We start from the raw sequence: 13,658 nt of genomic DNA, 5'->3' as shown, positions 1-13,658 counted from the left end.
ATTATATGTGACAAAATGTCGCATTATCATTTTTTCTGGGCATTGATAGCATATCGACTTGCGCTCTTACTTACCTTCAAACTTTGGTAAGGGGGAGCTTAATTGTCTATTAGGCTCCCTTTTTTTAGCCCTGCAGATCCAGGGTATGCTGTATCATCCTTTTCATCCCAAACCTTATCCATTCTTTAAACAATCGGATAAGCGGTTTTAAGCTGCTGTGCACACATTATAGACATAGGCTTAAATAAGGCCGACTTAAAGAGGCCCTGTTTTAGCAACCCACCCTTAGTAAAGCAACGAAGGTGCAGATGAAAAAGATACTGGTAACCGGCGCAACCGGGCAACTCGGCTCGGAGTTAACGGTAACCTTGCGCAATAGATATGGCACCGAGAATGTATTTGCTGCCGATAAAAAAACGGCCTTAAACCAACTAACGCAATCGGAGCCTTATTACTGCCTGGATGTGCGCGATATGCCGACACTCAATCAAGTCGTAGAAGCCCATCGCATTGATACAATTTTTCACCTCGCCGCACTGCTTTCCGCAGTTGCGGAACAAAAGCCGCAACAGGCTTGGGACGTCAATATGAACGGTTTAATCAATGTACTGGAAATTTCCAGGGTACACCAATGTGCGCTATTCTTCCCCAGTTCCATAGCCGCTTTCGGCACAGAAACCCCGTCTATGGATACACCGCAGGATACTATCCAAAGGCCGACGACTATTTACGGCATTACTAAAGTTTCAGGGGAACTGCTGTGCGATTATTATTATCGCCGTTTTGGCGTCGATGCGCGTGGCTTACGATATCCGGGATTAATTTCCAGTAAAACCAGACCGGGCGGAGGCACGACCGATTATGCGGTGGATATTTTTTATGCGGCAATTAAATCGCAACATTATGAATGTTTCCTTCAGGCCGATACGCAACTGGATATGATGTACATGCCCGATGCTATCGATGCCGCCATTACATTAATGACAGCAGACAGTACGCAGCTAAAACACAGAAATGCGTTTAATGTAACGGCCATGAGTTTTACCCCGCAGCAGTTAGCGGCAGAAATACAAAAACACATTCCCGGGTTCACCATCACTTACAGCGTCGATCCATTGCGGCAGGCGATTGCCGATTCCTGGCCCAGACACATGAATGATAGCGCCGCCAAAGCCGAGTGGGGCTGGCAGGCTCAATTCGACTTGCCCGAAATGGTCAAGGATATGTTGGAGAATGTGCGCTCAATTAGCTAAATAACCGGAGGCGTTTATGTCACTGAAAAAACTGGAACCGCTGTTAACCGACAAATTAACCGAATTACAACAACAAGGCATCTGCAAAGGCCATGAGAAAGTCATTACCGGCATGAAAGCTGCCGATGGCGGTTTCGGCCCCCGGTATTTTCTTGAAGGCTACGGCGATAGAGCTTTCTTGCGCATGAATTCCAACTCCTACCTCGGACTTGCGATGCATCCGCTGGTGATTAAAACGGAAGCCGCGGCCGCTGAAAAATTCGGCACCGGCCCCGGCGCGGTTCGTTTTATCAGCGGCACTTACCAGCCGCATATTGAACTGGAACAAAAGCTGGCCGAGTTTCATGGACGCGAATCGGCAATGCTGTTCAGTTCCGCTTATACGACGATGACGGGCGTATTGCCCCAGTTAATTTCCGCTGGCACCTTAGTCGTCAGCGATGCGCTGAATCATAACTGCATTATTAATGCGATACGGTTATCCCAACCCGCACACAAAGAAATTTACGCTCATGCCGACATTAATGCTCTGGACAAAATCCTTGAAGCCTACAAAGGCCGAGTCAAGCGCGTTTGTCTGGTTACTGACGGGGTTTTTAGCATGCGCGGCGATTATGCGCATCTCGGCAAGATAAGCGCCTGCTGTAAACGGCATGACGATGCCTATGATCAAGGGATTATTAGCATTGTCGATGATTCTCATGGCGTTGGCGCCTTTGGGCAGACCGGCCGGGGCACAGAAGAGTATACGCAGGGCAAGGCAGATATTTTAATTGCTACGCTAGGCAAAGCCTTCGGTGTTAATGGCGGATATGTCGCCTCCAGTTCAGTGGTAATTAATTATTTGCGGGAAACCTCGCCGTTTTATATTTATTCAAATCCGATTACGCCTGCAGAAGCGGCCGCGGCCAGCGCTGCATTAGACATTGTGTCCAGTGATGACGGTTTGCGTCTGCTGGAAAAACTGAGAGTATTTAGCATCCGTCTTAGGTCAGGGCTTGAAGAACTGGGCTTTGAAACTCTACAGGGAGAACATCCTATCGTGCCGATCCTGATCAGGAATACAGAAAAAACAACCGCGTTAGTAGCGTATTTATTGGCGAACAATATTCTGGTTACCGGTCTGAATTACCCGGTTGTCCCTAACGGCGAACAGGAAATCAGGCTACAGGTATCTGCCGAACATACGGAAAAAGATTTAGACTGTTTATTGTCTAAACTGGCCGATTTTAAGCCATAGCGAACTATCCCGATAGCCGTTGATTAGCAGGCAAATCATGATCTTGCAAAAGCATCCTGTTTGAGAATATTATTTCTTGAACGCTGCAAGATAAAGTTGGAGGTGTTTTTACTATGTCAGCTATTTATCCCGTGTTTGGTTTTACTCACCCGTTGAGTTCAATAACTCACTTTTTAGGCGCCCTATTTTTTACCTATCAGGCCATCTTCATGCTTCGGCGGGGAAAAGGGTCGAGCATTCGCATCATCTCACTGGCTGTATTTTCCGGTTCCTGTATTTTTTTATTACTGGTCAGCGGTATTTATCACTTGTTGACGACGACCGGGGCCGCGCATACGGTTTTTCAACGACTCGACCATGCGGCGATTTTTCTTGTTATCGCAGGCACGTTTACCCCCATACACTGTATTCTTTTTACCGGATTTTTAAGATGGGGATTTCTCGCTATTGTTTGGGTTCTGGCCATCAGCGGCCTTATCGTAAAAACAATTTTTTTTACATCAATACCGGAATGGTTAGGTTTGTCTTTCTATTTGGGTCTTGGCTGGATGGGACTCTTAATGGGGTTTCATCTTTGGCGAAGATATGGCTTTGCTTTTATCCGGCCGCTGGTGCTCGGTGGCATTTTCTACACGGTAGGAGCAGTTATTGAATACCACCAACGATTAACAATACTTCCCGGCATAATCGGCCCCCATGAGATTCTGCATATCGCTGTGCTTCTGGGGATAGGTTTTCAGTGGTGGTTTATTATCAAGGCACTGGATCAGGCCTCGATTATTAAATAGCGAAATCATCGGTTAAACAAAGACAACCTGATACCGGCACGGATTGCCTGAAATAGCGGCGATTAAAAACAACCTTTTCCGGCAATACATAACAAACCGCTGTTGGTTCAGCCATTTCCGGCGCATACTTGACTTGGATACTGAAATACCGAACAGCGCTTTCAAGTTTGGCGCATCCCGGAAGTGATTGGATCGCCCTCAAGTTCTAATATGCGATATAAAAAGTTTTAGTTCCTCACAGTACGTGAGCCAGTCCCTTATCCTCAACAAATCATTTGTCCTTAAAAATACGTGGAGCTTTGGTAATAAACGGCATTCAGCTCAATAGCGGATTCACCTCGAATAGGTAATGGCGCTTATTGATCGAAGAAGTTGAACTTCCTATCTTATAGATACTCGTACAATACCAACTGATTTTTCAGGATTATTTAAATTAAAATAGGCAATTGAACATGAAAAGAATAAATCTATCAGCAATATTATTGGTTTTATCCGTATTTACCAGTGCTGTTTATGCCGATATTACCCTGCAATCCAAAGAAGAAGTAGAGGGTACCTGGAAGCTGCAATCCAGCAAAAACTCTTTAACCGATAAAGACTCCGTCGTTAGGGAAGATACGTGGGTATTTAAGAACGGCAAAGTAACGATCTTACATATCCCACGCGACGGAAAATTCTATGATCAACCGCCGGTAAATTACGAAATAGAAGACGGTAAATTAAAAGTTGCTCTGGTGGGTAACAACAGGTTTGACGTATTTTCTTTAGTGGAAAAAGACGACAAGAATATGACCCTGAAAGGAAAATTCGGCGGCTATTATTACTTTACTAAAAAATAATCTTAACGAATTTAATGTGGCGATGGCTTATCCCGTCGCCACAAAAAAGCCTATTCATCTATCAGATGGGTTATAGACTATATTAATTGATACTCCGCCCTCCCCCTTCCGGCCTCTCAAATATCTTTAAAGAGATAATGGCCTACGTCTAAGGCACATTTACCCGTCTCCACGAAACGTGCATTCCTTGCGTACAGTGATCTCACTTTCCCAGTCGTGCCTCGTACACGGCGAGAAGCACTGCAAAATCGCGAAGGCCTGCCGCCTCCGCCATTTCCCGAGGCGTTTCACAATCGTCGATTCGTGTCCGAAGCCGCGGATCCGCGCCGGCTTGCAATAGAAGCTCGAGAGCGGGTAGATTGCATTCGCTCACAGCCATGTGCAGCGGCGTGTAGTCGTTGATACCGCGTTGATTGGGATCGGCCTTGAAGTCGAGCAGCAGTTTCAAAATCGCCAGCACGTCCGGCCGCCCAGGCGATCCGGGCTGCGAGCGGCTGCAAGACAATGCCGCAATCAAGGGTGGAAATCCGATGTGATCTACAGGATTGGGATCGGCGCCGATCTCTAACAATAGTCGGATAAACGGCAATGGACTATGGTAAATCGCATATTCGAGGCATGACCCAATGGTCAGCGGCATCGGCCCGTTCGGTACGCTGCCCGGATCATCGACTGCGTCCCGCAATGCAGCCAAGTCCCCTACACGAAAAGCAGCGTCGATCTTTTTAAATTCCTCGTATTCCGCACATCGCTCAGTGCTTGACTTCATCTTTTCGATCAATTACTTACGGTTTAGGTTTCAATTCTACCGATAAATCCAGCATGCCTCGCTCCATAGCAAGATCATAAGCTGTCTTATCAGCAAATCCCGGCGCACCGGTTGCCCGCAACAAGAGATCGGCCCCGGCTTCCGCCAGAAGACGTGCGATATCCGCATGTCCAGCAACGATGGCGAGCATCAAAGCGCTCAAACCAAACTTGGCAGTGATGTTCAGATTGGCACAATGAGCAATCAGTATTTCTACAACCTCGCGATGACCGGCATGTGCGGCCAACATCAGGGCCGTCTGTCCGTAGCGATTGCGGGTATTCACATCCATTCCCTGTTCAAGAAGATCAAGAACGACTTGGACATCACTGCGTTGAATCGCATCTTTCCAGACGGGATCCATCAATTAGAGCCATGCCTTTTTGCTATTCAGCCAGTGCAAAAAAATCAAGACTTCTCAGCAACCGCATAAAGCACATTTGCCTGTACCTCTTGTACCTGGGCGTTCGAGATGAATGAATGATTCGCTTGTCGAACATACTCGATTAGTTCCGGCTCCATTTGTTCGATGGTGCCTCGATAGCCCGAGCCAAGCAGCGTCGTCCACCAGTCATCCGGCGATGCTATCGGGTGAGTTCCCGGCTCGGCCATAATCCATGGCTCGGGAACCCCACCTTCCTTTAATATGGCGCGGAGAGTGGACGGTTCGGATATTCGATCCCATGGGTTGAAGCCTTTATATAGTTCAGGTTTAACATCGCGAACCGTATTCCAAAATGCCGAGTTGGCCGGTTCGAAAAAGTCCGGTCCCCATGTGGTAATTGCGAGTTTTCCGCCTGGACGCAAGACACGCCATAGCTCTCGAATAGCCGCCGGAATATCGGGCACGAAAAATATACCGAACACACAAACCACGGCATCGAAACTCGCGTCGGAAAAACCGGTATCGAGCATATCGCCAAGACGAAATTCAACGTTATTTAAGCCTTTGTTTTTTGCTTTGGTGTCGGCAAGGTTAAGCAGTTTTTCTGCAACATCGATTCCAATAACATGACCGGTATGCCCAACTAGCTCGGCCGCAGGCAACGCAGATGCTCCGCTACCGCAGCATACATCAAGCACCGACGCGCCAGGTTGCAGATCGAGACGATTGATAGTGTTACGGCCAAACCGATCCCAAAAGGTATTTGCCGGATGGTCGAACAAGTCGGAAGCAGCATTATAAGCCGCCTCTGCTTTAGCCTTTGCTTCATTCAAATAGGTCATAAATTTTCTCTGTTGCTTAACGATATATGCGGCATCAATCGTTTCATAAAAAAGCTCATTTGTCGCATAATTTTCACTATTAATTGTTTAATTGAGCCGAGATGTAATACCTCGCCAAATCTTACAGACCTTATGTTGGGCAACGTACAGAAAACTCCCGACATTGAGTTTATTGTGTTTTTAAGTTTACGGCGAACCACATGGCTCGTCGATAAACTGGGTTTCCTGTAATGGGAATTTTATCCTTTGATACAAGGTAAGGAGAATAGTTATGGCTTGGGATCAAATAGAAGGTAATTGGAAACAATTTAAAGGTAAAGTAAAAGAAACCTGGGGTGATCTGACTGATGACGAACTTGATCAAATCGCAGGCAAGCGAGACGTTCTGCTAGGTAAGATCCAGGAACGTTATGGAATGGAAAAAGATGAAGCTGAACGACGGCTCAGAGATTTTGAAGATCGAATTCATTGACCGTTGAACTTGCTTAATAGGGCAAAAAGAGACCCCGCCCTTTAAGCGTTAATCAGTTAGTAATACCGATATATATTTAGCATTCGGTATTCGGAAAAAAGCAAAAAAGTTTCAGGTCTTCTCTTGTGCATGATCAAGTTGATTTCAAGAAATGCGCAATGTAAGGCCTGGAACCTCTTGCATTTTCTACAGTGTCCCAGAGATTAAGTTAAAACATATCCTCCGTAACATAAATTTCGTGTCCCGAAATAGTGACCCCGATTCCTTGTTGATCGTATTTTGGCGACAGGATATTTTTTCGATGCGGCGGACTGTCCATCCATCCCTGTACAGTCGATTGCACAATTTCTTCCTGCGTTTTCCAGAGATATTCTTTTTTTACCGCGACACCGTTTTCTTTAATCGTAACGACCTTGTCGTAAAGATTATTCATAAATATATTTTCACCCGGACCGATTGCCCAAGTATTAGCGTCGACTTGCTTTTTCTTGTTCCATCCCAGATTTTTAGCTCGTTCGACGGGACCTTCCTCCTGCAAATTCGTGTGGCTAAAAAAATGATAGCTCGCCATGTCGCGGCTATGCTTGCGGGCGATGGCGGCGAGTAGCTCATCCCTATCCAATTGAGACAATCCGTGATTTTGTCGCACCCGGTTTATCTGTTGATGAATTTGGCGTTCAAGTTCGGCAGCATTTATATTCGGCTGTGCACCAGTCTTGGCTGCTACCGGATAATGAGCAAAGCCGAGGCAAAAAATGAACATGGATACAATTCGTTTCATAATCTTGATACAGGAATAATGGTGTAAATAAGGAAATCGTCGAGGGCTTTCGGTATTCGGAAAAACAGCAAAGAAGTGCCGGGGCTTTTCTTGTGCATAATCAAGTTTATTTTGAAGAAATGCTTAATGCAAGACCTAACCTTTTTTCCTCGACGGCAATTAGTCATTGTTGCAGCGGCAAAGCTGGCGATAGCATTCACGCGAATGATGCGGTCCGTACCTCGACACACCGCTACGCTGCTCGCGGCATTGCTCTCGATTGCTGTTCCAGACGCAATTCTACCTCCCCGTCCTTGGGGTCGTACCTCCTGCATAACCCACAGGGATGTGGAAATGCAGAGAAATGACCGGATCATTTCCTGTCCGCGCAGTCGTCACCACACCCTTCGACCCCGCATATCAGGTGTTTATACGTATTGTGTGTTTAGTTTACGACCTGATAGATTAACTAAAAATCGTATAAATTTAAACTCAACTCATTAATGATTGACCCGATATCATGTAGATAGGAACAGATTGATTTTCAATCATTTTTTATCAACTCCCTCCGATAATTACAACAAAGGCTATATTTTATGAATATTACCAAAAACACAGTGCTAATTTCATTACTGGCTTTCTCTTTAGGCTCAGGCGTTATCGCTTATGCAGAAGAAACCGGCAAAAGCTCGGTTAACAGCCCAAACGAAACCATCATGCATATTGAAAAAGCTAAAGTCGAAATCATCCATCGCGATTTCATGCCGCCCAGCGAGCATTTAAAAGCGGCGCGTGTGGCTTCCGAGAAAGTAACGGGGAATCCGGATATCGTCAAAAAGGCCAACGCGAGCATCATTCAGGCGCAAATCAAAGCAAACCAGTTTGATATAAAAGGCGCTACAGAGGAGTTGGATAAGACACTGGAGCTGTATAAGTCACTTAAACCGGAATAGAAAAACTGGTTTAATCCTTGTAGGTCAGGCAATAGCTTTTCGTTGCCTGACATTGGGCGTTCAATAAAGAGCGAAGTAGGCAAAAAACCCAAATGCCGTTGTCATTTTGACCTTGAAAATGTCGGGCATAAACAGCATGCCCGACCTACTTGGCTCATGGAGCACCCCGTCGTCGGGTATTGCAGACATTACCAACGGAGGCTGCAAGCTGGCTGAAACTAACAAATAGATTGGAATTGTGTACCAAGGTGATTTGATGTGTTTAGCCTTAAGTTGGCGCTTATGAGTTGCAACCCCCGTCCCGCTCAGAAGTGCAATGCCCCCACCGGGCTTTTTTATTGGCTCGAAACTGCCTTTGAATTTGATAGCCAAGAAATATCAATTGTCCGATGTTGACGTACGCAGTCCCGGAGATATAAATTAATAAGGCTTTGATAGGGAACCCCCGTGCCTTCGGACATCTCTTTGAAATACCCGATCACATCCTCGCCTAGCCGAATAGTAACCGACTTCTTCAGCTTTGAGGCATAGGGGTTTTTCCGCGATTTCATTTGGGAAAGATCGTATTCTGCTTTCATGGCACGTTACCTTGGTAGTGATTACATTCGCTTTTAGTTGCTTTGCGGGCTGATATTATCCTGATTGTATTGCCCGACTCCCGCTCACAGTGACAGACAAGAAGCATTCTGGATTCACAACTAAAGCCAAGCATCAAAAAACGGTGTTCCTTTTCCGAATGCGCGTCATCATAAAATTGCACTGCAAATTCGTCGTAAAAAACAGATCTGGCTTCTTCGAAAGAAATACCATGTTTTTTCTGATTGGTGGCAGCCTTTGTTGCATTCCATTCAAACTTAATCATGGTTACATTGTATGTACAAAGGCAGGTATGTCAAGCATTGCCTAACGTAGTTTCGTAGGATGCGGTGAGGTACGAACCGCATCCTTCACACGTTATTCGTCGACCGAAACATTCGATAGATCAATGGTTCTACACCAATGTTTTGGATAGATTCCACGTTCAAGATAAGCATGGAAGCTGGAGTGAAGCCAATCTGCGACTTGCCGAACCCAACCATGCTTCACCGGATTCCAATGGATATAATCGATATGGCGATGAAAATCGGCTTCGACCCAATTAATAGTTTTCATTGGGTCGAGTATAAGACAATGGGATATGTCACACAAACAACCATTACCCTCTCTCATCCCAAGCCTTATCCATCCGTTTTACAGAAACCGGATAGGCGGTTTTAAGCTGCTGGGCGAACAGCGATACCCTGAACTCCTCCAGCATCCAGCGGAACGGGTCTTGTTCCGGGATAACCTTGTCTTTCTTAACTTTCTTCTCCACGTCCTTCCAAAACCGCGTCGCATAACGACTGGCTTCCTGGACTTTTTGCAGATTGTTATCCCGCTTATCCAATCGATATTGCACGGCCTTCAAATAACGCGGGATGGCTTTGAGCTGCTGGTACGGCGTGTTGCGGATGAATCCGGCATAGATCATCAAGTCCAGCTGTGCGTTAATGTCTTTAGCCAGCGGATCACTAGCATTCAGGCGGTTCAGTTGGGTAAGGATAGTGCCATACAGCTCCATGATTTCCAGCGCGATTTTCCCGGCTTCATTGGCGGCGCCGATCAATCCTGATTTATTTTGCTGCAAGGTTTGTTCAAAAGCCTGTTGGGTGCGGATGGTTCTGCCTTCAATAAATACGCCGTACAAGGCTAAATAAAGCAGGTCATCTTTATACGATACGTTCGCGTCTTCGCCGATCAGCGGATGCTTCGGCAAGCGGTTATAGGTCAATTCTGCCGCCGCCGACTTCGGCATGTTTTTGCTCACATAGGTGCATTCCTTGCGCAATTGCAATTGGAACAGGCGCATTAATCCGGCCTGATGCTGTAACGCGGCTTTTTGCTCGGTATCGAAAATGCGCACGCCGACCGCATCGCCTTCGTCGATGATCGCGGGAAATCCGACAAAGGACTGGCCTTTCTGGATAAACTGGTAAGTCTCCGGCAAGTCGTCGAACGCCCAGCCGATGCAGCCTGTGTAATTAAGTTCATCGGCGGCAATCTGGTCGAAGCTGTCTCCGGCTTTGGCGGTATGCTTGAGCTGCAATTTTTTCAGGTCGCGGCCGTAATCGAGCAGCCTGCCCTGATCGTCTATGACCCTGAAATTCATTCTCAAGTGATCGGTCAGGGCTTCAGTATTCCAGGCATTGAGCGGAATCGCCTCGCCGGTCAGTTTTTTCAAGCGGTTGCCCAGCCATTCCTGCAGCGAGCCTTTAAAGTCCGGCTCGATTTCAAGACATTGTTTGACAGTCTCAGGCACCGGCACAAAATGTTTCCTGATATTTTTGGGCAGGGATTTAATCAGCGCAATGCATTTTTCTTCCAGCAAGCCCGGCACCAGCCAGTCGAACGCCGTTTGCGAAACTTGGTTTAGTTGATGCACCGGGATGATTGCCGTCACGCCGTCTTCATCATGGCCCGGCTCAAACCGGTATTGCAGCGGAATGGTCAGGTTACCGATCTTCTTACTGTCCGGAAAATCCCATTCGTTGACAAAATCTTCTTCCTGCTCGCGCGTTAAATCCTCCTTGGTTAAAAACAGGATTTTTGGGTTGGCGCGTTCCGCTGTTTTGCGCCAGGTATCCAGCGTAACGCCGCTGACTACCTCGGGCGGCAATTTGCTGTCGTAGAATTCATAAAGCCATTGCTCATCCTCGACCAAATCGACGCGGCGGCCTTTATGCTGAATCATGCCCACTTCTTCGAGCAGTTTCTGGTTGGCGACATAAAACGGCGCGTTGCTGTGGTAATCATGATCGACCAGTGCAGAACGGATAAAAATCTCCCTGGCGGCTTTGGCATCGACATGGTCGTAAGGAATCTTACGACCGGCTTGCAGCGTCAAGCCGTACAACAAGGTGCGCGCAGATACCATGCAACGTGCGCTTTTCTTTTCCCAATGAGGATCGTAGTAGTTGTGCTTGACCAAATGCTCGGCGCATTGCTCTATCCATTCCGGCTCGATTCTGGCGACGTTGCGCGCATAAACCTTGCTGGTTTCGACCTGCTCAGCGGCCATGATCCATTTAGGCTTCAGCTTATGCAGGCCGGAACCGGGGAAGATGAAAAACTTCAGGCCGCGTGCGCCCAGATATTCGTATTGCTCATGGCGAAAGCCGATATTGGACAGCAAGCCCGTTAATAAGGCGCGATGAATTTTTTCATAACGGGCTGTCCCTGCCCGTTCCCCTTCGGGCGCTGTGCGTGCCAATCCGCTCCCAGCGGATTGGTCATATCCAGGATCATAGGTATTCGGGTGCATTTTTAGATCGCCCTTAACCACCTGCATGATTTGCGCGTGGATGTCGAACCATTCGCGCATCCGCATATACGACAGGAAGTTATCAGTGCAGTATTTGCGCAGCTTGCTGTTGGACAAGTGCTTTTTCTTGTCCTCGTAAGTATTCCAGATATTTAAGATGGTTAAAAAATCGGACTCGGGATGACGAAATGCCGCGTGTTTGGCGTCGGCCTGCTGCATTTTATCGGCGGGCTTTTCCCTCGGGTCTTGCACGCTTAACGCGGACACGATAATCGCAACTTCGGTCAGGCAATGCTCATGCGCGGCAGCGATCAGCATCCGGGCAAGTTTGGGGTCGGTCGGAAATTTGGCCAGCTGTTTGCCGACTTCGGTCAGCTTGCCCGATTTATCCAGCGCGTTGACTTCATGCAGCACGGTTTTGCCGTCGCGGATCATCTTGTCTTCGGGCGGCTCGATGAACGGGAAGTCTTCAATATCGCCAAGCTTCAACGAGATCATCTGCAAAATAACCGCAGACAAGTTGGTGCGCATGATTTCCGGCTCGGTAAATTCCGGCCGTGCCAGATAATCGTCGTGCGAATACAGCCGGATGCAGATACCTTCGGCGACGCGGCCGCAGCGCCCTGCCCTTTGGTTGGCGGAAGATTGCGAGATGCGCTCGATCGGCAAACGCTGGATTTTGCTGCGATGGCTGTAGCGGCTGATACGCGCGTGGCCGGTATCGATTACGCAACGAATACCCGGCACCGTCAATGAGGTTTCCGCAACGTTGGTCGCCAGCACGATGCGCAGCTTGCCGCCTTTAGGTTTGAACACCCGCTCCTGCTCGCTGACGCTGAGCTTTGAATACAGCGGCAGGATTTCATATTGGGTCGGATGATGCTTTTTCAGCGAATCGGCCGTTTCCCTGATTTCCCGCTCGCCGCTGAGAAAAATCAGGATGTCGCCGCGCAAATCCCGGTGCAGCTCATCAACCGCATCAAGTATCGCGTTTTGCAGTTCGTCGCCGGTTTCGTCAGTTGCTTTTTCGTCGTCAGCTTCCTCCTTCGGAACGATTGGCCGATAGCGCATTTCCACCGGATAAGTCCGCCCTGAAACTTCGATAATCGGTGCATTGTTAAAATGCGTCGAAAAGCGTTGCGTATCGATAGTTGCCGAAGTAATGATCAGCTTTAAATCGGGACGTTTTGGCAGCAGCCACTTCATGTAACCGATCAGGAAATCGATATTCAAGCTGCGCTCATGCGCCTCATCGATAATGATGGTGTCGTATTGGTTTAAGTAAGGATCGTTTTGCGACTCGGCCAGCAAGATACCGTCGGTCATCAGCTTGACCAACGATTCGGCGTGGGTTTTATCGTTAAAGCGGATTTTGTAGCCGACCGATTTGCCCATCGGTTCGCCAAGCTCTTCCGCAATGCGGTCGGCGACAGTGCGCGCCGCAATACGCCGGGGCTGGGTATGGCCGATAAACCCTGCCGCTCCCCGGCCTATCGACAGGCAAATCTTGGGCAGCTGCGTGGTCTTACCGGAGCCGGTTTCGCCGCACAGAATCACTACCTGGTTTTCCAGTATCAGTTTGGCGATGTCGTCTTTTTTGCCGGTGACCGGCAAATCGGGAAAGGTAAGCACCGGGAAACTGGCCAGGCGCTTGTTTCTGGCGGCAACCGATCTTTCAATACGGCTCGCCAGCGCGTTTAATTCTTCTACTGAGTTTTTGCTGCGACAGCGGTCTAACTGCCGCTTTAATACGTGTCTGTCCTGGTTAAGGCAGAGAGATAATTGATGGATGAGTTGCTTGAAAAGATCGGGGGTGGACATCAAAAAACAGCCGGTAAAATGACAATACCATCAAGTTAAACGCGTTCGTGGCGACCCTTCGACTATGCTCAGGACTAAAGGCCGAACGGCTTAACCGCATTGGATAAATGGGCATTATACGTTAATTTATTTATTTTTAACTTATCGATAGACTATT

The 13,658-nt window shown here is 47.7% G+C and carries 14 protein-coding genes; 6 read left to right on the top strand and 8 right to left on the bottom strand.

The annotated features are described in order from the left end of the window. Window positions 1-308: 308 nt before the first annotated feature. From Q8L79_RS10965 to Q8L79_RS10955, 3 genes are all read left to right on the top strand, one after another. On the top strand, window positions 309-1,253 hold the full coding sequence (locus Q8L79_RS10965; RefSeq protein ID WP_305270980.1) for an NAD-dependent epimerase/dehydratase family protein: 945 nt from the start codon (window positions 309-311) through the stop codon (window positions 1,251-1,253). A gap of 16 nt (window positions 1,254-1,269) precedes the next feature. Continuing rightward, complete coding sequence (locus tag Q8L79_RS10960; RefSeq protein WP_305270977.1) at window positions 1,270-2,493, top strand: aminotransferase class I/II-fold pyridoxal phosphate-dependent enzyme; 1,224 nt, start codon at window positions 1,270-1,272, stop codon at window positions 2,491-2,493. Between the two features lie 113 nt (window positions 2,494-2,606). Continuing rightward, window positions 2,607-3,281, top strand: a complete 675-nt coding sequence (locus Q8L79_RS10955) for a hemolysin III family protein (RefSeq protein WP_305270975.1) — start codon at window positions 2,607-2,609, stop codon at window positions 3,279-3,281. On the opposite strand, the gene Q8L79_RS10950 is transcribed toward Q8L79_RS10955, so the two are convergent. Beyond that, a complete protein-coding gene (locus Q8L79_RS10950; protein ID WP_305270972.1) occupies window positions 3,274-3,396 on the bottom strand; it encodes a hypothetical protein in 123 nt (40 codons plus the stop codon). The two genes, Q8L79_RS10955 and Q8L79_RS10950, sit on opposite strands and share 8 nt — an antisense overlap. A 337-nt stretch (window positions 3,397-3,733) precedes the next feature. Between Q8L79_RS10950 and Q8L79_RS10945 the strand changes: the two genes are divergently transcribed. Continuing rightward, window positions 3,734-4,120: a hypothetical protein gene (locus tag Q8L79_RS10945; protein WP_305270970.1), complete on the top strand. Its 387-nt coding sequence runs from the start codon at window positions 3,734-3,736 to the stop codon at window positions 4,118-4,120. 202 nt (window positions 4,121-4,322) lie between these two features. Here Q8L79_RS10945 and Q8L79_RS10940 read toward each other — a convergent pair whose 3' ends face one another. Genes Q8L79_RS10940 through Q8L79_RS10930 form a run of 3 tightly spaced genes read right to left on the bottom strand, consistent with a single transcriptional unit; the run spans window position 4,323 to window position 6,155 of the window. Further along, complete coding sequence (locus Q8L79_RS10940) at window positions 4,323-4,901, bottom strand: ankyrin repeat domain-containing protein (protein WP_305270967.1); 579 nt, start codon at window positions 4,899-4,901, stop codon at window positions 4,323-4,325. Window positions 4,902-4,905: 4 nt separating this feature from the next. Beyond that, a complete protein-coding gene (locus tag Q8L79_RS10935) occupies window positions 4,906-5,292 on the bottom strand; it encodes an ankyrin repeat domain-containing protein (protein ID WP_305271258.1) in 387 nt (128 codons plus the stop codon). A gap of 44 nt (window positions 5,293-5,336) precedes the next feature. Then, window positions 5,337-6,155, bottom strand: a complete 819-nt coding sequence (locus Q8L79_RS10930; RefSeq protein WP_305270964.1) for a class I SAM-dependent methyltransferase — start codon at window positions 6,153-6,155, stop codon at window positions 5,337-5,339. Window positions 6,156-6,426: 271 nt separating this feature from the next. Here Q8L79_RS10930 and Q8L79_RS10925 point away from each other — a divergent pair, with 271 nt between their 5' ends. Then, window positions 6,427-6,627: a CsbD family protein gene (locus Q8L79_RS10925; protein ID WP_305270961.1), complete on the top strand. Its 201-nt coding sequence runs from the start codon at window positions 6,427-6,429 to the stop codon at window positions 6,625-6,627. 208 nt (window positions 6,628-6,835) lie between these two features. On the opposite strand, the gene Q8L79_RS10920 is transcribed toward Q8L79_RS10925, so the two are convergent. Continuing rightward, entirely contained in the window at window positions 6,836-7,390 is a 555-nt protein-coding gene (locus tag Q8L79_RS10920) for a CAP domain-containing protein (protein WP_305270958.1), read from the bottom strand. A gap of 593 nt (window positions 7,391-7,983) precedes the next feature. Between Q8L79_RS10920 and Q8L79_RS10915 the strand changes: the two genes are divergently transcribed. Next, window positions 7,984-8,340, top strand: a complete 357-nt coding sequence (locus tag Q8L79_RS10915) for a hypothetical protein (protein ID WP_305270956.1) — start codon at window positions 7,984-7,986, stop codon at window positions 8,338-8,340. Between the two features lie 335 nt (window positions 8,341-8,675). Here the strand turns inward: Q8L79_RS10915 and Q8L79_RS10910 are convergent, their stop codons facing one another. From Q8L79_RS10910 to hrpA, 3 genes are all read right to left on the bottom strand, one after another. Next, window positions 8,676-8,918, bottom strand: a complete 243-nt coding sequence (locus Q8L79_RS10910) for a BrnA antitoxin family protein (RefSeq protein WP_305270953.1) — start codon at window positions 8,916-8,918, stop codon at window positions 8,676-8,678. Next, window positions 8,915-9,202, bottom strand: a complete 288-nt coding sequence (locus Q8L79_RS10905; RefSeq protein ID WP_305270950.1) for a BrnT family toxin — start codon at window positions 9,200-9,202, stop codon at window positions 8,915-8,917. Before Q8L79_RS10905 ends, Q8L79_RS10910 begins: the two co-directional genes overlap by 4 nt. 333 nt (window positions 9,203-9,535) lie before the next feature. Continuing rightward, window positions 9,536-13,501: an ATP-dependent RNA helicase HrpA gene (gene hrpA, locus Q8L79_RS10895; RefSeq protein WP_305270947.1), complete on the bottom strand. Its 3,966-nt coding sequence runs from the start codon at window positions 13,499-13,501 to the stop codon at window positions 9,536-9,538. Window positions 13,502-13,658 lie beyond the last annotated feature (157 nt).

Source organism: Methylobacter sp. (genome assembly GCF_030680395.1).
GTDB lineage: Bacteria > Pseudomonadota > Gammaproteobacteria > Methylococcales > Methylomonadaceae > Methylobacter_A.
Note: the sequence above shows the minus strand (reverse complement) of the source record. Positions and strands in the feature narration are given on the sequence as shown.

Coding starts and splice junctions, on each gene's coding strand:
- Q8L79_RS10950 (WP_305270972.1), bottom strand. CDS start 3,396: ATGGCTGAACCAACAGCGGTTTGTTATGTATTGCCGGAAAAGGTTGTT.
- hrpA (WP_305270947.1), bottom strand. CDS start 13,501: ATGTCCACCCCCGATCTTTTCAAGCAACTCATCCATCAATTATCTCTC.
- Q8L79_RS10920 (WP_305270958.1), bottom strand. CDS start 7,390: ATGTTCATTTTTTGCCTCGGCTTTGCTCATTATCCGGTAGCAGCCAAG.
- Q8L79_RS10945 (WP_305270970.1), top strand. CDS start 3,734: ATGAAAAGAATAAATCTATCAGCAATATTATTGGTTTTATCCGTATTT.
- Q8L79_RS10905 (WP_305270950.1), bottom strand. CDS start 9,202: ATGATTAAGTTTGAATGGAATGCAACAAAGGCTGCCACCAATCAGAAA.
- Q8L79_RS10925 (WP_305270961.1), top strand. CDS start 6,427: ATGGCTTGGGATCAAATAGAAGGTAATTGGAAACAATTTAAAGGTAAA.
- Q8L79_RS10915 (WP_305270956.1), top strand. CDS start 7,984: ATGAATATTACCAAAAACACAGTGCTAATTTCATTACTGGCTTTCTCT.
- Q8L79_RS10935 (WP_305271258.1), bottom strand. CDS start 5,292: ATGGATCCCGTCTGGAAAGATGCGATTCAACGCAGTGATGTCCAAGTC.
- Q8L79_RS10955 (WP_305270975.1), top strand. CDS start 2,607: ATGTCAGCTATTTATCCCGTGTTTGGTTTTACTCACCCGTTGAGTTCA.
- Q8L79_RS10930 (WP_305270964.1), bottom strand. CDS start 6,155: ATGACCTATTTGAATGAAGCAAAGGCTAAAGCAGAGGCGGCTTATAAT.
- Q8L79_RS10965 (WP_305270980.1), top strand. CDS start 309: ATGAAAAAGATACTGGTAACCGGCGCAACCGGGCAACTCGGCTCGGAG.
- Q8L79_RS10960 (WP_305270977.1), top strand. CDS start 1,270: ATGTCACTGAAAAAACTGGAACCGCTGTTAACCGACAAATTAACCGAA.
- Q8L79_RS10910 (WP_305270953.1), bottom strand. CDS start 8,918: ATGAAAGCAGAATACGATCTTTCCCAAATGAAATCGCGGAAAAACCCC.